Origin of the sequence: Geobacter grbiciae (assembly GCF_018531165.1) — a bacterium.
GTDB classification, from domain to species: domain Bacteria; phylum Desulfobacterota; class Desulfuromonadia; order Geobacterales; family Geobacteraceae; genus Geobacter; species Geobacter metallireducens.
In genome coordinates this window covers 105,945-130,745 of the sequence record NZ_JAHDIW010000010.1, presented here as the reverse complement: position 1 = coordinate 130,745, position 24,801 = coordinate 105,945, and the positions used below count along the sequence as shown (strand labels likewise).

19 protein-coding genes are annotated in these 24,801 nt (G+C 60.1%); 15 read left to right on the top strand and 4 right to left on the bottom strand.

Going from position 1 to position 24,801, the window contains the following annotated elements; all coding sequences use genetic code 11:
- Positions 1-125 precede the first annotated feature (125 nt).
- From KJB29_RS12980 to KJB29_RS12955, 6 genes are all read left to right on the top strand, one after another.
- Positions 126-350 carry a ribbon-helix-helix protein, CopG family gene (locus KJB29_RS12980; protein ID WP_004513220.1) on the top strand — a complete coding sequence of 75 codons (225 nt, stop codon included), beginning with the start codon at positions 126-128 and terminating at the stop codon, positions 348-350.
- Positions 351-473: 123 nt separating this feature from the next.
- Positions 474-683 (top strand): hypothetical protein, encoded by a 210-nt coding sequence (locus KJB29_RS12975; protein WP_215734912.1) that lies wholly within the window; start codon positions 474-476, stop codon positions 681-683.
- 247 nt (positions 684-930) lie between these two features.
- Complete coding sequence (locus tag KJB29_RS12970) at positions 931-2,646, top strand: DUF262 domain-containing protein (protein WP_215734911.1); 1,716 nt, start codon at positions 931-933, stop codon at positions 2,644-2,646.
- Between the two features lie 414 nt (positions 2,647-3,060).
- Positions 3,061-4,209: an iron-containing alcohol dehydrogenase gene (locus KJB29_RS12965; RefSeq protein WP_215734910.1), complete on the top strand. Its 1,149-nt coding sequence runs from the start codon at positions 3,061-3,063 to the stop codon at positions 4,207-4,209.
- A gap of 12 nt (positions 4,210-4,221) precedes the next feature.
- On the top strand, positions 4,222-5,880 hold the full coding sequence (locus tag KJB29_RS12960; RefSeq protein ID WP_215734909.1) for a GAF domain-containing sensor histidine kinase: 1,659 nt from the start codon (positions 4,222-4,224) through the stop codon (positions 5,878-5,880).
- 16 nt (positions 5,881-5,896) lie between these two features.
- Entirely contained in the window at positions 5,897-7,426 is a 1,530-nt protein-coding gene (locus KJB29_RS12955; RefSeq protein ID WP_215734908.1) for a sigma-54-dependent transcriptional regulator, read from the top strand.
- 255 nt (positions 7,427-7,681) lie between these two features.
- Here KJB29_RS12955 and KJB29_RS12945 read toward each other — a convergent pair whose 3' ends face one another.
- From KJB29_RS12945 to KJB29_RS12930, 4 genes are read right to left on the bottom strand one after another with little or no spacing between them, the layout of a single operon-like run.
- Complete coding sequence (locus KJB29_RS12945; protein WP_215734907.1) at positions 7,682-8,062, bottom strand: HEPN domain-containing protein; 381 nt, start codon at positions 8,060-8,062, stop codon at positions 7,682-7,684.
- The gene (locus tag KJB29_RS12940) at positions 8,059-8,391 is read right to left on the bottom strand and encodes a nucleotidyltransferase family protein (RefSeq protein WP_215734906.1); all 333 of its coding nucleotides are present in this window, start codon (positions 8,389-8,391) and stop codon (positions 8,059-8,061) included. Before KJB29_RS12940 ends, KJB29_RS12945 begins: the two co-directional genes overlap by 4 nt.
- A 45-nt stretch (positions 8,392-8,436) precedes the next feature.
- Positions 8,437-10,458 carry a cache domain-containing protein gene (locus tag KJB29_RS12935; RefSeq protein WP_215734905.1) on the bottom strand — a complete coding sequence of 674 codons (2,022 nt, stop codon included), beginning with the start codon at positions 10,456-10,458 and terminating at the stop codon, positions 8,437-8,439.
- On the bottom strand, positions 10,459-11,847 hold the full coding sequence (locus KJB29_RS12930) for a sigma-54-dependent transcriptional regulator (RefSeq protein WP_004513233.1): 1,389 nt from the start codon (positions 11,845-11,847) through the stop codon (positions 10,459-10,461).
- Positions 11,848-12,124: 277 nt separating this feature from the next.
- On the opposite strand from KJB29_RS12930, the gene fdnG reads away from it, so the two are divergent.
- The 9 genes from fdnG to cas7c all read left to right on the top strand — a co-directional run bounded on the left by fdnG (position 12,125) and on the right by cas7c (position 24,728).
- Positions 12,125-15,157, top strand: coding sequence for a formate dehydrogenase-N subunit alpha (fdnG, locus tag KJB29_RS12925; RefSeq protein ID WP_011365770.1), 3,033 nt, complete (start codon positions 12,125-12,127; stop codon positions 15,155-15,157).
- Entirely contained in the window at positions 15,154-15,987 is an 834-nt protein-coding gene (locus tag KJB29_RS12920) for a 4Fe-4S dicluster domain-containing protein (protein WP_004513236.1), read from the top strand. Before fdnG ends, KJB29_RS12920 begins: the two co-directional genes overlap by 4 nt.
- Positions 15,984-17,189, top strand: coding sequence for an NrfD/PsrC family molybdoenzyme membrane anchor subunit (nrfD, locus tag KJB29_RS12915; protein ID WP_004513237.1), 1,206 nt, complete (start codon positions 15,984-15,986; stop codon positions 17,187-17,189). Before KJB29_RS12920 ends, nrfD begins: the two co-directional genes overlap by 4 nt.
- A gap of 136 nt (positions 17,190-17,325) precedes the next feature.
- Positions 17,326-18,768 (top strand): formate dehydrogenase accessory sulfurtransferase FdhD, encoded by a 1,443-nt coding sequence (gene fdhD / locus KJB29_RS12910; RefSeq protein ID WP_215734904.1) that lies wholly within the window; start codon positions 17,326-17,328, stop codon positions 18,766-18,768.
- A 49-nt stretch (positions 18,769-18,817) separates the two neighbouring features.
- Positions 18,818-19,000: a twin-arginine translocase TatA/TatE family subunit gene (locus KJB29_RS12905; RefSeq protein ID WP_215734903.1), complete on the top strand. Its 183-nt coding sequence runs from the start codon at positions 18,818-18,820 to the stop codon at positions 18,998-19,000.
- Between the two features lie 228 nt (positions 19,001-19,228).
- Complete coding sequence (gene cas3, locus KJB29_RS12900; RefSeq protein WP_215734902.1) at positions 19,229-21,397, top strand: CRISPR-associated helicase Cas3'; 2,169 nt, start codon at positions 19,229-19,231, stop codon at positions 21,395-21,397.
- 23 nt (positions 21,398-21,420) lie between these two features.
- Positions 21,421-22,104 (top strand): type I-C CRISPR-associated protein Cas5c, encoded by a 684-nt coding sequence (gene cas5c / locus KJB29_RS12895; protein WP_215734901.1) that lies wholly within the window; start codon positions 21,421-21,423, stop codon positions 22,102-22,104.
- A complete protein-coding gene (gene cas8c / locus KJB29_RS12890) occupies positions 22,101-23,861 on the top strand; it encodes a type I-C CRISPR-associated protein Cas8c/Csd1 (protein WP_215734900.1) in 1,761 nt (586 codons plus the stop codon). Before cas5c ends, cas8c begins: the two co-directional genes overlap by 4 nt.
- Before the next feature lie 12 nt (positions 23,862-23,873).
- Positions 23,874-24,728, top strand: coding sequence for a type I-C CRISPR-associated protein Cas7/Csd2 (gene cas7c / locus KJB29_RS12885; RefSeq protein ID WP_215734899.1), 855 nt, complete (start codon positions 23,874-23,876; stop codon positions 24,726-24,728).
- Positions 24,729-24,801 lie beyond the last annotated feature (73 nt).

Sequence of the window (24,801 nt, the reverse complement as noted above, 5' to 3'; positions counted from 1 at the left end):
TTTCGCCGGAAACCGGCCCCTGTCCCGTGGGGCTATTGGTACTGAACTTGCCACTACCTGTCGCAGGTTGTCTGAGAAAAACCGGCGAGGCCGGATGCAGTCATTTCATGGTCAGGAGGTGAATAATGGGAAAACCGGTCAGCGTGAACCCCAAGCCGACGGTCATATCGGTACGGGTCACCGACGATCAGATGGAGGAGATCCGGCGGCTCATGGAAAAGAAGAAAATGAGCGCCTCGGATATCATGCGCGAGGCGTTCTGTTCATTCGTGGAAAATGCGGAACAAAGGCGAATGGATGCTATCCGGGCTGCGGCTCTGAAGTACACCGAAGCCCGCGGGGAGGCTTGATCCGGAACATGCCGCCGACCCGGTTTCTGAAAAAAACCGCTCCTGTCTGCTTCGTGCCGACGGAGCGGTTTTTTTGTGGGCTGTTGTGGTGTACACTGATGCCAGACGACAAGGGAGGTTCCCATGCTGCTGGAACAATTGGTTGAACAGGCCGCGCAGCCTCCGAAGTACGACTGGGATGCCTACTATCGCTGGCTGTTCAGCACCCTCGCCGGCCGGGAAGTCACCAGCTTTGCTTTCTGGCAGTGCCCCCACTGTCTCACCATCAACGTTTTCCTCCCGGCGCAGCGGTACGGGAAGTGCCGCGGGTGCGACCTGATTTATCTTCCCTAGCGTAACCCCCTGGCAGCATCTTGAAGGCATGTAACAAACATGTTATGAGATGAGTATGTAAATACGCCCAGGCGGTCGGTTGTGGGCTGGAGTCTGTCTTGTACCGGACGAGGCAGTTAAGGCTAGCTGATAATGGAGAAAAAGGGGGGCGCCCTTAACGTGAAAGATTAGACATCCTGCACCAGGGTGGGGACTTTCAAAATGCGCTCGAGAAGGATCTGGGCTGGATGCCGGGGAGGAGCAAGATATGTCCGCGATGAACTTCAATACTGCAAACCAGACTTTTCGTCAGTTGTTGGGAAATGGCCTTGTCTATCGGGTACCACCCTTCCAGCGCGACTACTCCTGGGGCGAAGATGAGTGGGACGATTTATGGCAGGATATGCTTGGCCTGCTTGATGCCGACGGTGAGCCTGCCCATTACATGGGGTATCTGGTGTTGCAGTCTCCGGACAGTAAGCGTTTTGATATCATCGACGGACAGCAGCGCCTGACAACCATCAGTGTCATGATCCTGGCCGCGCTTGGCCACTTGAAAGACCTGGTGGCAGCGGACGTTGATCCGGACAAGAACCAGCGGCGCAGGGATAATCTGCAGAACAGCTATATCGGCTATGTGGACCCGGTTTCCCTGGTGCCCCGCTCAAAACTCGAACTTAACCGCCATAACAACCGCTTTTATCAAACCTATCTGGTGCCGTTGGAATCCCTGCCGCAACGCGGCTTGAACGCATCGGAACATCAACTGCGCAAGGCATTCATCTGGTTCAAGGACAAGGTCAAGGGGTATGCCGGGCAAAAAGTAGACAGCGGTGAAAAACTGGCTTCCTTTATCGACAGCCTGGTGGATAAGCTCTTTTTTACGGTAATCACAGTCACCGACGAACTGAATGCCTTCAAGGTGTTTGAAACCCTCAATGCCCGTGGCGTTCGGCTATCGGCAACAGACCTGCTCAAAAACTACTTGTTCTCGGTGATCAGTTCCGGCGATTCGCACGAAACGGAACTGAAAGCTCTGGAAGAGCGCTGGGAGCGTATCGTAGGACTGCTGGGGAGTGAGAGTTTCCCGGAGTTTCTACGGGTCTACTGGAACAGCAAAAACCGGCTGGTGCGAAAAGCCGATCTGTTCAAGACAATTCGCCGCAAGATCAATACCCGTGAGCAGGCATTCGAACTGCTGCGCGGGCTGGATAGCAGCGCGGAAGTGTATGCCGCTTTGCGGGATCCCCAGAAACCATTCTGGAATGATGACGAATACCAGGCGTTACAACAACTGCTGATGTTCAATGTACGCCAGCCGCTGGCCATGTTGTTGGCGTGTTATGAGCGGTTCGCCGCAACGGATCGAATAACATTCACCAGGATACTTCGGGCAGTCGCGGTCATTTCTTTCCGTTACAACGTAATCTGCAACCTGCAGACGCATGATCAGGAACGCACTTACAACGAAGCGGCCTGGAAGATTACTGACGGCTCTCTCGGTTCGACACCGGCGGTATTGAACGTCCTGAAAGAGATTTATCCTGACGACCGTCAATTCAAGGCAGCATTCGCTGAGAAGGAATTGCGGACTACCAACACCAGGAACCGCAAGGTTGTCCGCTACATACTGTTCCAGATAGAGCGGCAGCAATCAGGGCAGGATTTCGATTTTGAAAGCGCGACCTATAATCTCGAACATGTTTTGCCTGAAAGCCCTTCGGAAGTCTGGTCATACATTGAAGAGGCAAAGCAGGACAGGCTGATATACCGCCTTGGCAACATGACCCCGTTGGAGGCGAAGGAAAACCGGCAGCTGGGCAATGGAGAGTATGAAAAGAAGCGGGAAATCTACGCGACCAGTGATTTCCAGATAACAAAGGCGATTGCCGAGCATTACGACGAGTGGAATGAAAGCAAAATCCAGGCACGCCAGATTCGTCTTGCAGAGGTGGCATCATCGATATGGCGGGTTGATTTCTGATTCCTTAACTCCCCTTCCTTCAAACTCCCCCCTTCGAAAAGTTCGAAAAGCCCGTGGCCGAAAGCGGGCTTTTCTGTCTGATGAGGATTTCGATGATTCCATGTCCACCTTACAAGGCCGCAAAGTAGCCAGGCAGCCGTTTTCTCATTTTCGATTTGCACCTGGGCAGCCAGGACACATATTCCATAACTACTGAATCGAAGGGACGCGAGGCATCAGTCCACCCAGAAGATATTCTTCGTACCATCCTGGAACGCAATGCGCTAAAATGGAACAATAGACATGGTTCCAAAATGGAACAATGTTGGCGAGCCGTTGCGGGCATTGTGCCGTAAACGTTCAGTTGGCGGGTTTTGCACGGGAATTGCACCTGTATACGGCTGTAAACGTATCGTTCCCCGTGAAGGAGACACTGTGAACATCAGCAAATTCGTGGCGCCGGAGATCATCTTCGGCCAGGGTTCCCTGAGCCAGATCGGCGAGAGCGCCGCCCGGATCGGCGCCTCCAAGGTGTTTCTGGTCAGCGACGAGGATGTGATCAACGCCGGCTGGGTTGACAAGGCGCTCCATTACCTCCATGCCGTCGGCCTGGAAACGGAAATCTATTCGTCCCTCACCTCCAATCCGAAGGATTTCGAGGTGTCGGAGGGGGCAAGGCACTACCTGGCCTCGGGGTGCGACGCCATCGTCGCCGTCGGTGGGGGGAGCCCCACCGACGTGGCCAAGGCAGTGGCCATCCTTGCCAGCAACGGGGGGGAGTTGCGCGACTACGAGGGGATTAACAGGATTTCCCGGCCGCTCCCGCCGATGGTGATCGCTCCCTCCACCGCCGGAGCCGGTTCCGAGGTGAGCCAGTTCGCCATCATCGTCGACACCGAGCGGAAGCTGAAGATGTCCATCATCTCCAAATCCCTGGTGCCGGATATCGCCATCGTCGATCCGGAGCTTCTCAGGACCAAGGACGCGAAGCTGGCGGCCGCCACCGGCATGGATGCCCTCACCCACGGCATCGAGTCTTACGTCTCCCTGGCGGCTACCCCCCTGACCGACATCCACGCCTGCAAGGCGATCCAGCTCATCGCGGCCAACCTGCGCCGGGCGGTGGCCGACCGGGGTGACATGGAGGCCAACACCAACATGGCCATGGCGAGCCTGACGGCGGGCATCGCCTTCTCCAACGCCATCCTTGGCGCCACCCACGCCATGACCCACCAGGTGGACGGCCTCCTGGACCAGCACCACGGCGAGGCCAACGCCTCGATCCTCCCCCATGTCATGGAGTTCAATCTCCCGGCCTGCCCGGAGCGGTTCAAGCATATCGCCTGGTCCCTGGGGAAGGACGTGCGCAACACCGGCGCGGAGGAGGGAGCCTGGCTGGCCATCGAAGGTATCCGCGAGTTGATCGCCGACATCGGTCTTGCCAAGGGGCTCGGCGCCATGGGGCTGCGGGAGGAGTTCATACCGCTGTTGAGCCGCAACGCCTTGAACGATGCCTGCCTGGTGACCAACCCCCGCAATGCGACGGTGGAGGACATCGAGAAAATATTTCGCAAGGCGATGTAACAGGGAAAAGCCATGGAAAACAGGGAAAAACTCCTTGAGCAGCTGACCGGGGTCGACTCCTCCAAGCTCAACTACTATATCGAGCTGAAAAAGCGCAACCAGGAGATCCTCAAGCAGAACAGCCGCCTGGAGATCCTCCAGCAGCTGACGCGCGACATCAACATCGACATGTCCATGGAGGATATCCTCGAACGGGCGTTCACCAAGTTTCCCCAGACCCTTCCCTGCGATTTTCTCGGTCTCGTGAGGGTCCGTGACGGCGAGTTGCGGCTCATGGCCCTGATGCCGCGGGATTTCTGCAGAATCGACAATTTCCCTGCCCACTCACCGACGCTGAACGTTATCAGTAACAGGAAGGCCGGGATTTACAACCTGACGCCGGAAGAACTCAGTCACATTCAGATCAATCCCAACTATCCGGGGCCGCTCCGGTCCCTGGCGATTGCGCCGATGTTCCAGCGCGACGAGGTGATCGGCGCCCTCATTGTCGCCAGCATCATCGACGGCGCCTACAACGAGGCGGATCTCAGCTTTGTCCAGCATCTGGCCGACCAGCTCTCCATCAGTATCCAGAACGCCCGGCTCTACAAGCAGGTCTCGCGGGCCAAGAAGGAGTGGGAGGAGACCTTCCTGGCGGTTACTGACCCGATTTTCCTGGTGGACACCGACTACAACGTCCTGCTTCACAACAATCGGCTTTCTCCGGCAATGAGCGGATTCTGGAACCAGGCGGTGAGCAACAAGTGCTTTGCCAGGCTCCACGGCCGCACCCATCCCTGCGAGAACTGCCCCATCAAGGAGGTCCAGCGGACCGGGAAACCGGTTTTCCAGCGCTGGCAGACCGACGCGGGGCTGCTCCTCGATATTTCCTACTACCCGGTGTTCAACGAAGAGAAGCAGCTGTTGGCCGTGACGATCATCATCAAGGATGTCACCGACAAGACCAAGATGGAGGCGCAGTTGGTCCAGACGGCAAAGCTGGCGGCCCTCGGAGAGATGACGGCCGGGGTGGCCCACGAGCTGAACAGCCCCATGACCGTCATCATCGGCACGGCGCAGCTACTCCTCAGGGAGCTCCAGCAGGATGCCCAGTACGACCGGGCCGAGGTGCTGGAAGACATAGTCAATTCGGGCCTGCGCTGCAAACGGATCATCCAGAACCTGCTGACCTTCTCCCGGCAGAATCAGCCGCCGGTAACGGACATCGACTTGAATGCCGAGGTGGAGCGGGTTCTGAGCATGATCCAGTACCAGATCAACCGGAACCAGATCAAAATTGTCGAGCAGCTTGCCCCCTTCCTGCCGCGGCTTACCGCCAACGGCTCCCAGATCCAGCAGGTGCTGACCAACCTGCTGATCAACGCCCGGGATGCGCTCGGGGAGGTCGACCGCAAGGAGAAGGTCATCACGGTGGCGACGGCGCTGCTGGTGAAGGACCGGAAGAAGTGGGCCGTCCTCAGCGTGAGGGACAACGGCGTCGGCATCGCCCCGGAGAACCTGTCGAAGATTTTTACCCCCTTTTACACGAGCAAGGAGGCGACCAAGGGGACTGGCCTCGGTCTCTCGGTCAGCCTGGGGATTGCCGAGTCCCATAACGGCACCATCGAGGTGGAGAGCCGGCTTGGGGAGGGGAGCACCTTTTCGCTGCTCCTTCCCATAGAGCAGCAGTGATCAAAACGGAGAGAGAATGTCACAGATCAAGGTATTGATTATCGATGACGAGGCGGATGTCTGCACCTTTTTCCGCCGCCTGCTGACCAGAAAAGGGTATGACGTTGTCACGGCGTCGAAGGAGCCGGAAGCGATGCGGGCCATCGAAGAGCACCGCTTCACCGTGGCCATGGTGGACCTGAAGCTGCCGGATACCGACGGACTGACCCTTCTGCAGGCAATCAAGGCCCGGCAGCCCGCCTGCGAAGTCATCATCATGACTGGCTACAGCACCATCAAGACGGCAGTCGCGGCCATGCAGCTGGGTGCCTACGAATATCTGGAAAAGCCCTTTGATGACATCGACGAAGTCGAGACCCTGATCGAGAAGGCCGCCAGCCACGGGTTCAACCTCCAGCAGGGGAGCGCCGCCGCCGAAGAGTGGGCCGAGGTGGCCCGGGCCGTCGGTTTCCAGGTGGGGGCATCCCCGGGCATGAGGCGGCTCGTATCCGTGGCCCACAAGATCGCCACCAAGAATGTCACCGTGCTGATCCAGGGAAGTACCGGCACCGGAAAAGAGGTCCTGGCCCGATTCATCCACTCCGCCTCGGGGCGGGCGGATCAGGCGTTCATTCCGGTCAACTGCGGTGCCCTGCCGGAGAACCTCCTGGAAAGCGAGCTCTTCGGCCACGAGAAAGGGGCCTTCACCGGCGCGGCCCAGCCCCGTCGCGGCATCTTCGAACTGGCCAACCGCGGCACCCTGTTCCTCGATGAAATCGGCGATGCCAGTCCGCAAATTCAGGTGAAACTGCTGCGGGTGCTGGAAACCGGCGAGTTCATGCGGGTGGGGGGTGAAAAACCCATCAAGACCGACGTGAGGGTGATCGCCGCCACCAACGTGGACCTGGAGCAGGCCATCCGGGAGAAGACGTTCCGCGAGGATCTCTACTACCGGCTCAACGTGGTCCGGCTCGAAATCCCGCCGCTCCGCTCCCGTTCCGAGGATATTCCCCAACTGGCGGAGCACTTTGTCCGTCAGCTCAACGCAGCGCTGCGGATTTCACCCCCGGCGCTGCGGCTTCTGCAGGGGTACGGGTGGCCGGGCAACATCCGCCAGCTTGCCAACGTCATCCGGCGCGCCGTGGTCATGTGCGCCGGCGACACCATCCTTCCCGAGCACCTGGAGAGCACCTTGCTGAACAGCGCAGCCTTGGCCGCCGACACCCTTTCTCCCCTGTTCCCGCAAGTCGGGGAGGGGGATGTCTCCCTATCCCCGGAGCGGCTCTGGCGAACCGACGTCAGCGTAGATGAGCTGCGGAAGCTGGGTGCCGATGAGCTGCAGCGGATGCTCGATTCCCTGCGGGCGCTTGAAAGGAGGCTGATCACAGCCATGGGGGGAGAAGGGGGCGGGTCTGCGCGGCGGTGTCTCAAGGATACCGAGGAGGAAACCATCAGGCAGGCACTGGAACAGTACCGGTGGAACATCACCGAGACGGCGAAGGTCCTGGGCATCGGCAGGAACACCCTCTACCGCAAGATCAAAGAGTACGGGCTGGGGAGTTCCTGAATGGTCGGCGGTGGGTGTGCGAAGTTGCGGGAAGAGAAGGCGGGCGGGTCCGGGCGCTACAGGAGCATCCGGGTTTCGATAAACGGCGTCTCCGGCTTGCGCCGATGGTTTATGAATTCATTGTACTCGGTCAGATAATCAAGCCAGAGGTCGGCATCAACGATTCCATTCCTCATCCACGGCGGCTGCCTCAAGGCGGCTGCTGCGGCCTACTTCATTTCTTCACGAGCCTTCGGGCTGAGCATGATAGCTGGTCTATTCGTCGCTTAAATAGTTGGTTACGACGGCGAGCAGTTCTTTTGCCTCTTCGATCGTTTGCCGCGCCTTTTCCTCGCTGACGGAATGAATGATTCCGTAGTCCCCAGCATTGCGAAGGTCGAATGCATTGAGCAGATACCGGTGAAAGCGGCTGTCGAATGTGCCGGCCTTCACAAACTCCTTGCCAAAGGCTGCTATGACCGCCGAGTGCTTGGAAAAGCTCATGTCTCGACTCAACAGCAGCGCTTCAATAGCATAGAACATCGCATAGTACGCACGGCCAGCGGCAAAATCCACGTACTGCTCGCGCATGAGGGTTTCTGCGGCCCCGATGCTTTGCGCTGATTTGTCGAGCAATTCGCGAACCGAGTTGATCATAACGGTACCCCTTCCCTGCGGGCGTTAAGAATAAGAGGGGTTTTCTTGGAGAGGTATGTGTCGTAGTCCATCGGAATAACGGAAACGACGGTATCATGCTTAAGGGAAAGTTCACAGATTGCGGGGAAGTAGCGGTCGTGCTCCATTGCTGGATTGTTGACGTTATCCAGCAGGAGGAGAAGGTCTATGTCGGATCCCTCCGAGAAATCCCCGCGGGCGTATGAGCCGAAGAGGATGATCTCCTTCAGCCGTTGGGCATAAATGGCGCTCAACATGCCCTTGGTTTCTTCAAGGATCTTTTCGATTTTCAGAGGGAGTCTTTTTGCCATTTTGTTCCTCGTTTTTTAATATCTTAGGCCAGATATGGAGGGCCGTCAACGGTCTGAGAGGGCGATGGCATTTTTCTGCTCCCCCTGCTTCAGTGGCAGCACCACCCGGAAGGTGCTCCCCGCTCCCACAACGCTCTCCACCTGGATATTCCCCCCGTGATCCCTGACGATGCCGTAGGAAACCGCGAGGCCGAGGCCGGTCCCGTCGTTGCGGGTGGTGAAGAAGGGGCTGAAGATTTTCTTGAGGTTTTCGGGGGGGATGCCGGCCCCCGTGTCCTCCACGGCAACGGTGCAGGTTTCTCCGGCGCTGTCGCGGGAGGTGCTTACCGTGAGAGTTCCCCCCTCCTTCATGGCCTGGATGGCGTTGAGGATCAGGTTGGTGAAGACCTGGCGGAGCTGGTCGCCGTCTCCTTCCAGAAGGGGGATGTCGGCGGCGTAGTCCCGTCGGATGTCGATGCCGGCAAGGGGAATCTGGTGCCCCACCTGCTTGAGGATCTCATCCAGGAGCCTGTTGACCTCCACCGTTCCCAGTTCCTTCTTCTGCTGGCGGGCGAACTTGAGGAGGCTCCCCACGATCCGCTCCACCCGTCCCGTCTGCTGGGCGATGGTGTCCACCTCCTCCCGGCTCGGGTCGTCCTCGGGGATCGCCATCTGGAGCAGCTCCGTGTTCCCCCGGATGATCGCCAGGGGGTTGTTGATCTCGTGGGCCACGCCGGCGGCCAGCATGCCGATGTCGGCCAGCTTTGCCGCCCTGACCAGGTCCTCCTGGGTCTTCACAAGAAGGAGGTTCTTTTCCTCCAGCTGGGCCGTGCGGTCCAGCACCTTCTGCTCCAGGTCCCGGTTCAGCTTCCGGATGTCCTCCTCCCGCTGGGCGAGGGTTCTGGTCATCTGGGCGAACTCCCCTGCCAGGTCGCCGATCTCGTCGCGGGTCTGGATGGTTATGGCACTGTCGCGTTCGCCGGCGGTGATCCGGCGGGCTGCGTTTTCCAGTTCCTTGATGGGGCGGGCGAGGCGCGAGGCGATGAAGCTCGAAATGGCCAGCCCGATGAGGGAGCCGCAGAGGAGGACCACCCCGAAGATGAGGGATATCTCCCGTTTCATCTCCAGGAAGGGGCGTTCCATGACCCCCACGTAGAGGGATCCCACCGGCTTCCCCTGGAGGTTCAGGATCGGCTCGTAGGCGGAGTAGTACCAGTCGTTCACCACAAAGGCCCGTCCCACCCATTTCTCGCGGGCCAGGAGGACCCGGTTGTAGACCTCCTCCGAGAGCCTCGTGCCGATGGCCCGCCGTTCCGGCGAAAGGAGGACGTTGGTGGCTATCCGCAAGTCCCCCAGGAAGATGGTGGCGGTTCCCACGTCCTCCCCCTGGTAGCTCACCGCTTCGAAGACGATCTTCTTGATCCGGTCCACCAGGGTGTTGTTGCCGTTGAGGAGAACTCCTCCGTAGAGGGCACCCGCGACCGTCCCGGCCTGGTCCCGCACCGGCACCGATACCACCATGGCCATGCCGGAGCGCTCCACGGACTCGTCCCGCTGGCGGGCGTGGAGGGTGGGGAGGATCTGGATGGACGCCTTGGCGGCCAGCTCTTTCCCTTCTTTCACCAGTTCCCCGGGGGGGATCACCTCGGTGCCGGCGATGTGCTCGCCCTGCAACGCCCGGGAGACGATCTGGTCGTTGATCTTGCTGTCGCCGAAGGCCCCGTGGTTGCTGGCCCGGAAGACGACCCGGCCCGACCGGTCCACGGCGGTGAGGAAGTCGAGCCCTTCGCTGGCCATCCGCGGTGAGAGGAGGTTGTTGAGGGTCGCGCGGTCCCCCTGGGAGATAATCATGGAGGTGAAGGGGTTGGTGGCGGTGAACTTGACCACGTCCCGGATGTGGTCAAGTTCGCTCTGGTAGACGGCCCGGGCCGAGTTCAGGTCGGTGCGGACCTTTTCCTGGGCCTGGGTCACGATCCGGGAGTTGATGATGGAGATGCCGATGACCCAGCAGATGACCGAGGCCACGAAGAGGGGGATGAGGGTGGCGAAGGTGAGCTTGAGGCGGATGGGGAAGCGCTTCGGTCCCATTCAGTCGTCCAGGGTTCCGGAGATCCCTTGGCCGGGGATGGCGAGGGCATACTCCACGATCTTGCGGTCGAGGGTCTTGCGGGAGATGCCGAGGATCTCCGCCGTGCGGCTCTTGTGGAAGCCTGTCTGGCGCAAGACCCGCTCGATGTGCTCCCGCTCCATCTCCTCCAGGGAAACGAGCAGGTTGTCCGGCCGGAGAAGTGGCGCATCCTCCCGGGGGCGGATGGGGAGGACTTCGGGAGTGACCAGGTCGCCCCGGGTGAGGATGGCGGCCCGCTCGACGACGTTTTCCAGCTCCCGCACGTTGCCGGGCCAGCGGTACCCCTGGAGGGACTGGAGCGCCTCGGGCGTGAACCCGCGGATATTCTTCCGGATGCGGCGGGCATACTTGGCAAGGAAGTGCATGGCCAGGGGCTCGATGTCCTCGCGCCGCTCCCGCAGAGGGGGGAGGGCGATGGTGATGACGTTGAGCCGGTAGTAGAGGTCCTCCCGGAATCGTCCGGCCGCGACCTCCTTGGCCAGATCCTTGTTGGTGGCGGCCACGAAGCGGATGTCGACGCTCTTGGGCTTGGTGGCCCCCACGGGGATGAACTCCCGCTCCTGGATGACCCGCAGCAGCTTCGCCTGAACCGCGGCGGAGACATCGCCGATCTCGTCCAGGAAGAGGGTGCCGCCGTCGGCCTCCTCCAGGAGCCCCTTCTGGGTGGTGATGGCGCCGGTGAAGGCACCGCGCACGTGGCCGAAGAGCTGGCTCTCCAGGAGCGTGTCAGACAGGGCCGCACAGTTGATGGAGAGAAAGCGCCGCCCCTTGCGCTGGCTGTTCACGTGGATCGCGCCCGCGATAAGCTCCTTGCCGGTACCCGATTCGCCGAGGACCAGGATGTTGGCGTCGCTGCCGGCCACCTGGACCGTGAGGTCGTAGACCTCCCGGAACTTCGCGCTGGTGAAGACGATGTTGTCGGGGATGTCGGGGCGGGAGAGCTCCTCCTTCAGCACCCGGTTCTCCTTCATGAGGAGGTCCAGTTGGAGGGCGTTCTCCATGAGGCCGAGGATCTTCTCCTTGGGGAACGGCTTGGTGACGTAGTCGTAGGCCCCCAGCTTGATCGCCTCCACGGCCGCGTCGATGGTGCCGAAGGCGGTCATCACCACCACCGGCATGGCCGGCCGGAGCTTCTTCACCCGCTTCAGCACCTCGATCCCGTCCATGTCCGGCATCCGCACGTCCTGAAGGAGGATGTCGGCATCACCCTCCGTTCCCCCCTCAATACGTGCCAGAAGGCTCGTTCCGTCGGCAAAGGTTTCCACATCGTACTCCTTGGCCAGGAACATCTTCTGGAGGTAGCGCCTGATCCCTTCCTCGTCGTCGCAAATGAGAATGCGTGCTTTCATGATGATTTTCCGTGCCCGCCGATGCCGTTCGTTTCATTAGTTTTTAGTATGTCTACATGGACAAAATGATACAGACGCGGCCAGGATTCCGCAAGACAAGATTCCACACGGTATGTTCCTGTTGCCGTGAAAAATCTGTGAATTCCAATTATTCCAGTGTGTTGTCGATAATGTAGACGTGTAAACGGTATTGGCACGGAGGTTGCCCTTGTGAGCCCGTTGTCACATTCAACGCAACGGGCTCCATGGCCCGATCTCTTCGAAGGGGGTTTGTGAAATGGGAATTTCACGCAGGCAGTTTCTGCAGCGGGGGGCACTGGCCGGCGCGGCCATCGCGCTCTCCGGCAAGCCGGGGGAGGCGAGCGTCGATGCTCCCGAGCTCCGGACCAAGGGGCTGAAGACCACGACCACCATCTGTCCGTTCTGCTCGGTTGGGTGCGGCCTGATCGTCCACACCAAGGACGGCAGGGTGGTGAACGCCGAAGGTGACCCGCAGCACCCGATCAACCAGGGGGCGCTCTGTCCCAAGGGGGGCGCGCTCTTCCAGATCGCCAACAACGAGAACCGGCTCCAGAAGGTGAAGTACCGGGCGCCCGGCTCCGACACATGGGAAGAGAAGAGCTGGGACTGGGCCCTTGACCGGATCGCCCAGCGGATGAAGGAAACCCGCGACAAGTCCTTCAAGAAGACTGAGCTCAACAAGAAGGACAACAAAGAGTACGTGGTGAACCGCACCGATGGCATGGCCTTCTTCGGCGGCGCCGGTCTTGATAACGAAGAGTGCTACCTCTGGACCAAATTCGCCCGCGCCATGGGGGTGGGGCAGCTCGAACACCAGGCCCGACTTTGACACTCGTCAACGGTCGCCGGTCTGGCGGCTTCATTCGGTCGTGGTGCCATGACCAACCATTGGATTGACCTGAAGAACTCCGACGTAATCCTGGCCATCGGCTGCAACCCGGCCGAGAACCACCCTGTTTCGTTCAAGTGGATCGAGCAGGCGCTCGACAGCGGCGCCAAGCTCATTGCCGTCGATCCGCGCTATACACGCACGGCCTCCAAGTCGGACATCTACGCCCAGATCCGTCCGGGGACCGACATCGCCTTCCTGGGGGGGATAATCAACTTCGCCCTCCAGAACAACATGATCCACGAGGAGTACGTCCGCGAGTACACCAACGCCACGTTCATCGTCTCGGAGCAGTTCGACTTCCAGGACGGCATGTTCTGCGCCTTCGACGATCAGGAGAAGACCTACGACCTCAAGTCCTGGGCCTACGCCACCACCGCCGACGGCAAGCCCAAGCGGGACATGGGCATGAAGGATCCCAAGTCCGTCTACCAACTCCTGAAGAACCACTACCGGCGCTATGATGTGGACACCGTCTGCGCCATCACCGGCACGAAAAAGGAAGACTACCTCAAGGTGGCCAAGGCGTTCTGCGGCACCGGTCGCGCCGACAAGGCGGGGACCATCCTCTACGCCATGGGGATCACCCAGTCGACCCACGGCAGCCAGAACGTCCGGGCCGTGGCGCTCCTCCAGATGCTGCTGGGGAACATCGGCATCGCCGGCGGCGGCGTGAACGCCTTGCGGGGCGAGTCCAACGTCCAGGGCTCCACCGACTACGGGCTCCTCTTCCACATCCTCCCCGGCTACCTCAAGTCGCCGGAGTTCGACAACGTGGACCTGAAGGCCTACAACGAGAAGTGGACCCCCAAGACCAAGGACCCCAAGAGCGCCAACTGGTGGGGGAACACCCCCAAGTACATCACGAGCCTCCTCAAGGCCTGGTACGGCGAGAACGCCACGGCCGAGAACGACTTCTGCTACGACTACCTCCCCAAGCGGTCGGGGAACTACTCCTACGTGAAGATCATGGAGAAGATGGGGAAGGGAGAACTGGAAGGGCTCGTCTGCATGGGGATGAACCCGGCCGTGGGGGGCCCCGATTCCGGCAAGGCCCGGGAGGCCCTTGGCAAGCTCAAGTGGCTCGTCACCGCCGACCTCTGGGAGACCGAGAGCTCCATCTTCTGGAAGCGTCCCGGCGTCGACCCGAAGTCGATCCAGACCGAGGTCTTCATGTTGCCGGCCGCCTCCTCCATCGAGAAGGAAGGCTCCATCTCCAACTCGGGCCGCTGGGCCCAGTGGCGCTACGCCGCCGTCCACCCGCTGGGTGATTCCCGCAGCGACCTCCACATCATCGACGAGTTCTACAAGCGGGTGAAGGCCCTCTACCTGAAGCAGGGGGGCGCGTTCCCCGAGCCGATCACCAAGCTCTCCTGGAGCTACGGCACCGGCCACGAGCCCGACGTCCATATGGTGGCCAGGGAGATCAACGGCTACTTCACCAAGGACATGACCATCGTCGACAAGGACAAGACCCTGGAGTTCAAGAAGGGGGATCAGGTCCCGATGTTCAAGTACCTCCAGGACGACGGCTCCACCGTCTCCGGCTGCTGGATCTACTGCGGCTCCTACACCAAGGACGGCAACCAGATGGCCCGCCGGGACGCCTCCGACCCCACCGGCCTCGGCCTCTTCCCCAAGTGGTCCTGGTGCTGGCCGGTGAACCGCCGGATCATCTACAACCGCGCCTCCGTCAACCCGGCCGGTGAGCCGTTTAACCCCAAGCGCCCGGTCATCGCCTGGGACGCGCTGGAGAAGAAGTGGAAGGGGGATGTCCCCGACGGTCCCTGGCCCCCCATGAAGGACGACAAGGAAGGGAAGTACCCCTTCATCATGCTCCCCGAGGGACATGGCCGCCTCTACGCCCTCGACATGAAGGACGGGCCGTTCCCCGAGCACTACGAGCCAGTGGAGAGTCCGGCCAGGAACCTCCTCTCCAAGGTGCAGAGCAACCCGGTCGTCAAGGTGCCGAAGAACGTGTCGAGCGATACCGCCAAGTTCCCCTACGTCGGCACCACCTACCGGGTGACCGAGCACTGGCAGGCCGGTGCCATGACCAGGAGCCTCCCGTGGCTCGTGGAACTGGTTCCCGACATGTTCGTGGAACTCTCCGAGACCCTGGCCCAGCGGAAGGGGATCAAGCAGGGGGACACGGTGAAGGTCACCACCGAGCGGGGCTCCATCGAAGCGGTGGCCCTTGTCACCAGCCGCCTCAAGCCCTTCAACGTCCAGGGGCGGATGATCGAGCAGGTGGGGATGCCGTGGCACTTCGGCTACGCGGGACTCGCCAAGGGGGACAGCGGTAACGTCCTCACCCCCACCGTTGGGTGCGCCAACACCGGCATTCCGGAGTTCAAGGCGTTCCTCTGCAACATCGAGAAAGGGGGTAAGCGGGCATGAGCTCCTCGACCATCGACTACGGCAAGACCAAGACGTTCCTCATCGACACCACCAAGTGCACCGGCTGCCGCGGCTGCCAGGTTGCCTGCAAGCAGTGGAACCAGCTGAAGGGTGAGAAGACCACGTTCTTCACCGGCGAAGGGTACCAGAACCCGCCCCAGATGTCCGAATTCACCTTCACCCGGGTGAAGTTCAAGGACTACGAGAAGCACGGGCAGAACGAGTTCGCCTTCTACAAGGAGATGTGCATGCACTGCAACGACCCCGCATGCGCCTCCGTCTGTCCCGTCGGCGCCTTCCACAAAACGCCGGAAGGGCCTGTCATCTACAACGCCAAGAAGTGCATCGGCTGCCGCTTTTGCATGGTGGCCTGCCCCTTCGGCGTTCCCAAGTACGAGTGGAGCAAGGCGTTTCCCTTGGTGAAGAAGTGCACCGGCTGCTACAGCCGGGTTAAGAACGGCCTTCACCCCGCCTGCGCCACCGCCTGCCCCACCGCCATCACCTACGGCAGCCGGGACGAGATGCTGAAAGAGGCGGAGAAGCGGATGGCCGCCAAGCCCGACCGCTACTTCAAGGTGGTCTACGGCAAGGAGGAGGCCGGCGGCACCAGCGTCCTCTATCTGACCCAGCAGCCCCTGGACGAACTGGGCTTCCGGCCGGTCACCAAGCGGCCGCTCCCTTCCTACACCTGGCAGGCCCTGCGGTTCGTGCCGGGGATCTTCCTCACCGTTGGCGGCACCCTGTCGCTGGTCACCTGGTTCCAGCACCGCAAGGACCGGGTGAGGCGCGAGGAAGAGGAACGGAACAGCCGGAAGGAGGGGAACCAATGACCGCGGCACGCATTGTCATGAATGAAATCAAAGGGTACCATCGCTTCATCAAGTTTCTGATGGTCCTCGTGGGGGGGGCGGCTTTGGCCTCCGCTGTCCGCTTCATCTTCGGCCTCGGGGCCACCACCAACCTGAATGACCTCTACCCGTGGGGACTCTGGATCTCCTTCGACGTGGTCACCGCCGTCCCCCTGGCGGCCGGCGCCTTCACTATCGGCATCGTGGCCCACGTCTTCCACATCAAGAAGCTGGAGCCCCTGGTCCGGCCGGCCATCGTCACCGGCTTCCTGGGCTACTCCCTGGTCTGCGTGGGCCTGCTCCTCGACCTGGGGCAGCCCCAGCGGGGCCCCTACGTCCTCTTCAACTGGAACGTCCACTCCCCCATGTTCGAGGTCTCCATGTGTGTCATGGCGTACACCACGGTCCTCTTCCTGGAGTTCCTCCACCCGGTGAGCGAGCGGTTTGGCTGGCACATCCCGCTGCGGCTCCTCCGGACCCTGGAGCTGCCGTTCGCCATCCTGGCGGCCATGATCTCCACGCTCCACCAGTCGACCCTGGGGACCTTCTTCCTCATCGCCGTCGACAAGCTCCACAACCTCTGGTACAATCCGCTCCTGCCGCTTCAGTTCTGGCTTTCCGCCATCTTCACCGGCCTCTCCATCGTTATCTTCGAGGCGAGCCTCGTGCACAAGTACATGGGGCAGCCCGACGAGTCCGACCTGCTGGCCACGCTGACGAAGATCATCCCCTGGATCATGGGGGTCTACATGCTGGTGAAGGTCTATGCCCTGGCGTCCCTCTCCCACGGACCCCTCTTCGACCGACCGGTCCTGACGGCCCTCTTTGCGGTTGAGGTGATCGTGGGGCTCCTGATTCCGTTCGGCATGTTCCTCACGAAACGGATCAGGACCGACAAGCAGATGCAGCTTCGGGCCGCTTCCTTTGTCATCGCCGGCCTCGTGCTGAACCGCTTCAACGTCTCCATGTTCGCCATGCACCAGCCCGGCCAGCCGGCATATTTCCCGAATTTCATCGAATCGGTGGTAACCATCGGCATCATCGCGGCCCACATCCTCTTCTTCGTGCTCGTGGCCAAGTACTTCCCCATCTTCGAGCACCACCCCGAGGCCACCGACTACACCATCCCCGACCGCTTCCGCAAGATCGAGAAGCATGGGCATGGGGTGGCGAGCGAGGCGTAGCAGGTTTTTGTCCCCTCACCCCCGGCCCCTCTCCCCGAGGGCGAGGGGAGTTTTCTGCCAAGTATGGTGGAAGATTTCCCTCTCCCTCCGGGAGAGGGTGGCCGGAGGCCGGGTGAGGGAAGAGGACTGACACGATATGAAAACCATCCACATTTACACCAACGGCCGTCTCGAAGAAAAACAGTCGGGCATCGTCCGCGAATTTCCCCTGGTGCTCCACGTGAACGGCCGGGAGATCGCGACGCTGATCTCTTCTCCCCACGATCTCCGGTTTCTCGTTGCAGGGTTCCTTCGCAACCAGGGGTTCGTGGAGCGGGCCGAGGATTTCCACATGCTGGCCGTCTGTGACGACTTCGGCATCGCTAACGTGCGGATCAGGAGCGAACTGCCGGAGCGGCTGAAGCCGGTCCTCACCAGCGGTTGCGGCACGGGGGTTACTTTCAGCATGGAGAGCGGTGAGAGGGTGGCCAGGAGGGAGCATGGAGCATCCGTCACCCCCGACGCCGTGTTCCGCCTCATGGAGGAGCTGGCGCGGCGGGCCGACAATTACCGGAGCCACGGCGGCATCCACTCCGCGGCCGTGGGGGACGGGGAGGGGAACCTCCTCCTCTTTGCCGAGGACATCGGCCGCCACAACACCCTTGACCGGATCGCCGGGGAGGCCCTCTTCAGGGGGATCGATCTGGCCGGGACGATCCTCGTCACCTCGGGGCGGGTCTCCACCGAAATGGCTGCCAAGTGCGCCCGGCTCGGAATAGCCCTCATCGCCTCCCGCACCTCAGCCACCGACATGGCGGTGAAGATGTGCGACGAAGCGGGGATTCCCCTCATCGGTTATGTCCGGGGAGGGAAGTTCACGGTGTATGCCCACCACGAGCGGCTGGCGATGGCGCCACCCGTGGGGGCGATTCATGAACTGCCCCTACCTGCGTCCGCACAGGGGAGGCGCATTCCCGGCATCACCGGCGTCATCCTCGCCGGCGGGCAGTCGCGCCGCATGGGGAGCAACAAGGCGCTCCTTCCCTACAAGGGGGGGCGCTTCATCGAGGCCATCCATCGGCAGCTGGCCGAGATCTTCGACGAGGTGCTCCTCGTCACCAACAACCCGGAGCAGTATGATTTTCTCCCCTGCCGGAAAGTGGCCGACATCCACCCGGGGATGGGGGCACTGGCCGGCATCCATGCGGGGCTGCACCACGCCGCCAACCCTGCCGCCTTCATGGTCGCCTGCGACATGCCGTACCTGAACAGCGACCTGATCCGGCATCTGGCCACCCTGGCCGACCCGGGCGGGGTCCTCATTCCCGAAAGCCCGGCGGGGCTGGAACCGCTCCATGCGGTCTACGGCAAAGGGTGCCTTGCCGCCATCGAGACAACGCTCCTGTCGGGCGAACGGCGGATTGTTTCGTTCTTCGGCCGGACCAACGTCAACCGGGTCAACGCCGAGCAGGTGGCCCTCTTCGATCCGGACTACGCCACCTTCAGCAACATCAATACCCCCGTGGACTATTACCGGCTTCGGGATGGCGAGCGGGACGAACTCGACGCCGCTCTCGGCGCCGACCGCATCGCGGGGTGATACAACACTCTGCGTCGATACTCTGATTTGCCACTAAAGGAGATTCACCATGTTCGGATTCGGAATGCCAGAAATGATAATCGTCCTCGTCATTGCCCTTGTTGTCTTTGGCCCTGCCAAGCTCCCCCAGTTGGGACAGTCACTGGGAGCCGGCATCAGGAACTTCAAAAAGGCAACGCTGGAAGAGCCGGAGCAGATCGCGGCCAAGGATAAGGAGGAGGGTGCCGCCTGACCCGCACTCGATCCCCCAGACGAGCGAAAACCCGCCCCCGATAGAGGAGGCGGGTTTTTTTATGTGTATTGCTGATTAGCGTCAATCTTACCCTTTAGTCCCCTTTCCCCGTCCAAACCATCACTTATCAGCAGGAGAATATTTTGTGACTTGTTTTGTCGCAATTGTAGGTTAGGATGGGTTCACTGTTTTTGATTTGAGTGTCCGGCGGTGTTTCTGGAGGGGAAGATGAGAGAACGACCGGTGGCCCATCTGGCGGAAGATGGGCGGGTTCATAGGCTTGAGGAGCATCTGTGCGGGACGGCGGATTTTGCCGCAGCTTTTGCCGGAGAGTTTGGGTGTGCAGGGTGGGGGAGGCTTGCCGGAATCTGGCATGACCTCGGGAAATATTCTCATGAATTCCAACGCTACATACTGGACGATGGGCTACGAACCGATCATTCATCTGCTGGGGCGTTGTATGCCGTCCAGCGGCTTGGGAAACTCGGGAGAGTCATAGCCTACCTTGTGGCCGGTCATCATGCCGGTCTCCTTGACTGGGCTGACAATACCGGCTCTAATCTGGAACGACGTCTTACCTCAACCGATTTGTTAGACCGTGTGGTCCTCTCGGAAATCCCTCCCAATCTGCTTGAACAGCAAATTCCAGCCGAACGCCCGAAACCGCCAGCCACCGACCTGACAGCTTCACTCTGGCTGCGAATGCTGTTTTCCTGTCTTGTGGATGGCGATTTTCTCGATACCGAAGCGTTTTTCAATCCTGCACCGGCCGGCCAACGTAGCAGTTTCCCGGCAATCGAAGAACTGCTTCCCCTGTTCGATGCCTATATGGCCGGCAAACAGGCCACCGCCTGTGATACTCCCGTCAACAGGCTGCGCACTGAAATCCTTCGCCAATCCGTTGGTAAGGCTTTTCACTCACCGGGGTTTTTCTCCCTCACCGTTCCAACCGGTGGCGGCAAGACCCTCTCGTCAATGGCGTTCGCCCTCAACCATGCCCGCGCCCACGGTAAGCGCCGCATCATTTACGTCATCCCCTATACCAGCATTATCGAACAGACCGCCGACCAGTTCCGGCAGGTATTCGGTGATTCGGTCGTGGAACACCACAGCAACGTGGCCCGTCAGGACAGTGACGAGGAAGGGCAGCGCCTGCGTCTGGCGTCTGAAAACTGGGATGCACCGGTCATCGTCACCACCTCTGTTCAGTTCTTCGAATCGCTCTTTGCCAGCCGCACCAGCCGGTGCCGCAAGCTGCACAACATCGTCAACAGTGTGGTGATCCTCGACGAGGCCCAACTACTCCCTCCGGATTTCCTTAATCCGATTCTCGAAGCCCTCAAGGAGTTGCAGAAGAACTACGGGACCACGGTAGTCATTTGTACGGCTACCCAGCCGGCCCTTGGCCCGCATCAATCGGCGAGCTTCGACTTCAAGGGGATTCCCGAGATAACGGAAATTATGGACGATCCGGCGAAGCTCCATGTGAAGCTCAAGAGGACTCGTATCCATAAACTGCGTGACCTTGCCCCGGTTTCATGGGATGAGCTTGCCGAGGAGCTTGAGCGGCAGGATTCAGCTCTCTGCATCGTCAACCGCCGCGACGATGCCCGCACGCTGTGGGAAAAGATGACGAAGGGGACGATTCATCTCTCCGCGCTCATGTGCGGAGCCCATCGGGCACAAAAGATCACCGAAATCAAGACTCGACTCAGTGGCAAGGAACCGACCCGGGTCATCAGTACCCAGCTGGTGGAAGCGGGGGTGGACGTGGATTTCCCGATTGTTTATCGGGCCGCGGCCGGCCTCGACTCAATCGCTCAGGCAGCCGGGCGGTGCAATCGGGAGGGGCTGCTGGAATGGGGGGATGTCTTCGTCTTTACTCCGCCGTCAAAAATCCCTGCGGGCCATCTTCGGCAGGCGGCGGGGATCGGCATGCGGCTTCTGGCCGGATCAGAAAGTGACCCGTTGTCCATGGAGCGATTTGAGGCCTTCTTCAAAGAGTTCTACTGGATGCGCGGCGACCGCCTTGACCGTGAAAATATCATCGGCCTGTTGCGGAACGACTCGGAACTACGATTCAGCTTCCGCACCGCGGCCAGAAAGTTTCAGCTTATTGACGAGAGTGCCCAGGCGCCGGTGATCGTCCAATTCGAGAATGACGAACTGCTGTCTCTGCTGGAACGCCAGGGGCCGGAGCGCTGGCTGCTGCGAAAACTTCAGCGTTCGGTGGTCAACCTGCCGCGCTACCTGCACAATCGTCTGCTGGCCGAAGGGGCAATCCGGGAAAGGTATCCCGGTATCTTCGTGCAGGCGCATGGCGCCCTGTATCACCCTGATCTGGGTTTCTGTCCGGATAAGTCGATCGTGTACGAGCCTGACGAACTGATGTATTGAATTCCTGGAAAGGAGGGGAATGTATGGATATGTCATCCACCAAAAGCCGGATGCTGCGCCTCAAGGTCTGGGGCGCCAACGCCTGCTTCACTCGGCCCGAAATGAAGGTGGAGCGGGTCTCCTATGATGTCATGACCCCATCGGCGGCGAGGGGTGTTCTGGAGGCGATTCTCTGGAAACCGGCCATCCGCTGGCAGGTGGACCGGATCGACGTGCTGAAGCCGATCCGCTGGGAGTCGGTGCGGCGGAACGAAGTGGGGAGCGTCATGTCTCCACGAACTAATGGGCTGTTCATTGAGGAGCAGCGCCAGCAGCGGGCCGGCCTGTTTCTGCGGGATGTCGCTTATACCATCCACGGTTGGTTCGAGATGACCGTGCCGCCCGACGAGCGGAACAACGTCATCAAGTTCCAAGAAATGTTCATCTGCCGTGCATCCAAGGGAAAATGCTTCAACCAACCGTACCTGGGGACACGGGAGTTCTCTGCCGGCTTTGAGCTAATTCCCCATGACCAACCTCTGCCGGAGCCAATTACCGAGACGCGCGACCTCGGTTTCATGCTCTACGATCTCTGCCACGACACCAGCAAGGATGAGGGGCACGTCCATACCTGCACCGACGGTTGCCGCCCTTCGTTTTTCCGTGCGTCGCTGAAGGATGGCAGAATGATGGTCCCAGCCCGTGACAGCGAGGAGGTGCGGCGATGATACTGCAGGCGTTGCATGGCCTTTATGTTCGGAAACAGGATGAACTGCCGCCGGAAGGATTCGAGCAAAAGGAAATCCCTTTTCTGATTGTCCTCAATAGTGACGGAACCTTCTGCGACTTTCAGGATACGAGGAACAGGTCGGGAAAGAAACTGATCGCGCGTCAGTTCAGGGTGCCCAAGGACAGCGGCAGATCGGGGAAAAACGCATGGCAGAGTGCCAACCTGCTCTGGGATCATTACGGCTATGTCCTTTGCTGGCCCAAATCGGATTCGGACGCCGACAAGGAGATGGCGCGGAAGCAGCACGGAACATTTGTCGAGAGGGTTGGGGAGCTTGCCGCTGCGTATCCTCAAGATAAAGGCGTTCAGGCGGTCATGCGCTTTTTGACCTCCGACGAGAGGAAAAAGTTACTTGAACATCCTGCGTGGGAGGAATGCCGGAAAATTCCAGGCTGCAATCTGAGTTTCAGGTTGTCCGATGAGTTGAGCCTTGTCTGCGAAAGCGATAACGTCAGGGAATTCGTCGCGGAATCGTCCGCACAGGACGACGATGAAGATGACTCGACAACGGGGGACGTGGACGGGATATGCCTCGTAACCGGCGAAAGTGCCACCGTGGCTCGATTGCATCCGCGAACGCCGATCATTGGGGCGAAGAGCAACGCGAAAATTGTCTCCTTTCAGAAAAACATGGGGTTCGACTCCTATGGCCGGCAGCAAAGCTACAACGCGCCGACCAGCAAGGGCGCGGCCTTTGCCTACACCACCGCCCTTAACCATCTGCTGGCCAAGGAATCAAGACAGAAACTGATGCTTGGCAGCGACACCATGGTTTTCTGGGCTGGCGAAAAGCACTGTGTTGAAGATCTTTTCGCCGATCTTTTCGGCGAACCGGCCAAGGAAAACCCCGATCAATCAACCCAGGCGATCCGGTCCCTCTATGCCGCTCCACAAGCTGGCACGCCGCCCCTCGACCACGATCTCACCCCGTTCTTTGTCCTCGGCCTTGCCCCCAACGCGGCCCGCATTGCCGTCCGTTTCTGGCACGCCGGAACGGTCGGCGAAACCGCCCGCCATATTCGACAGCACTTCGATGACTGCGCCGTCGTTCACGGGCCCAATCAGCCGGAATACCTTTCCCTTTTCCGGTTGCTGGTTTCCACGGCAATGCAGGGGAAGTCAGAGAACATCCCACCGAATCTGGCCGGCGACCTCATGAAATCGATTCTGGCAGGAACGCCCTATCCCCAGTCTTTGCTTTCGGCGGCGATTCGGCGCTGTCGTGCCGAGCGCGAAATCACCTACCCCCGCGTGTCTGTCATAAAGGCCGTATTGGCGCGGGGAACAAGATACTACACATCAAACGAACAGGAGGTCGGCATGGCACTCGATGTAACCAATACCAATCCGGGCTATCGGCTCGGGCGGCTTTTCGCCGTACTGGAGAAGATCCAGGAAGAGGCAAGCCCCGGCATCAATGCCACCATCCGTGACCGCTTCTACGGCGCGGCTTCGGGAACGCCGGTGGCAGCATTCCCGCACCTGATGAAGCTGAAGAACCACCATCTGGCAAAGCTCGAAAACCGGGGCCGGGCGGTCAATCTGGAAAAGATCGTCGGCGAAATCATGGATGGTCTTGATGATTTTCCGACTCACCTGAGTCTCCAGGACCAGGGGCGCTTTGCGGTTGGCTACTATCATCAGCGCCAGGATTTTTTCAAAAAGAACGAAACCACAACCAACGTGAATCCATAGGAGGAGATGACCATGACCATTCAGAACCGCTATGACTTTGTACTGTTTTTCGACGTGAAGGACGGCAACCCCAACGGCGACCCTGACGCCGGCAACCTTCCCCGCATTGATCCGGAAACCGGCCATGGGCTGGTGACGGACGTCTGTTTGAAGCGGAAGGTGCGGAACTACGTTCAATTGGATAAGGAGCTGTCGCAGGGGTATGACATCTTTGTCAAAGAGAAGGCGATTCTCAACAACCTGATTGATGAGGCCCACGAACAGGAAAACGTAAAGGCAAAGGAAAAGGGTGAAAAAACCGAGGCCGCTCGGCAGTTCATGTGTGGCAAATACTTCGACGTTCGGACTTTTGGTGCGGTAATGTCCACCGGCAAGAATGCCGGCCAGGTGCGCGGTCCGGTCCAGTTGACCTTCGCCCGTAGCGTTGACCAGATCGTGCCGCTGGAGCACAGCATCACCCGCATGGCAGTGGCTACCGAGGCGGAAGCCGAAAAGCAACAGGGGGATAACCGCACCATGGGGCGCAAATTCACGGTCCCTTATGCTCTCTACCGCTGCCACGGCTTTGTCTCCGCACCGCTCGCCGCCCAGACCGGCTTCAGCGAGGAAGACCTCGAACTTTTTTGGCAGTCATTGGTGAACATGTTCGAGCACGACCGCTCGGCTGCCCGTGGCCAGATGTCAGCCCGCAAGTTGATCGTCTTCAAGCATGACTCAAAGATGGGGAACGCTCCGGCACACCATCTCTTTGACCTAGTCTCTGCCGAGGCATCGGAGACGCCGGTCCGCAGCTTCGATCATTATGATATCTGTGTGCCTACTCAGGAAAATATGCCGGTAGGTGTAACGGTCATTGAGAAGTTGTGATGTCCTCCCGTAGGGGCAATTCATGAATTGCCCAAATGATGACGCGATGATTGGGCAATTCATGAATTGCCCC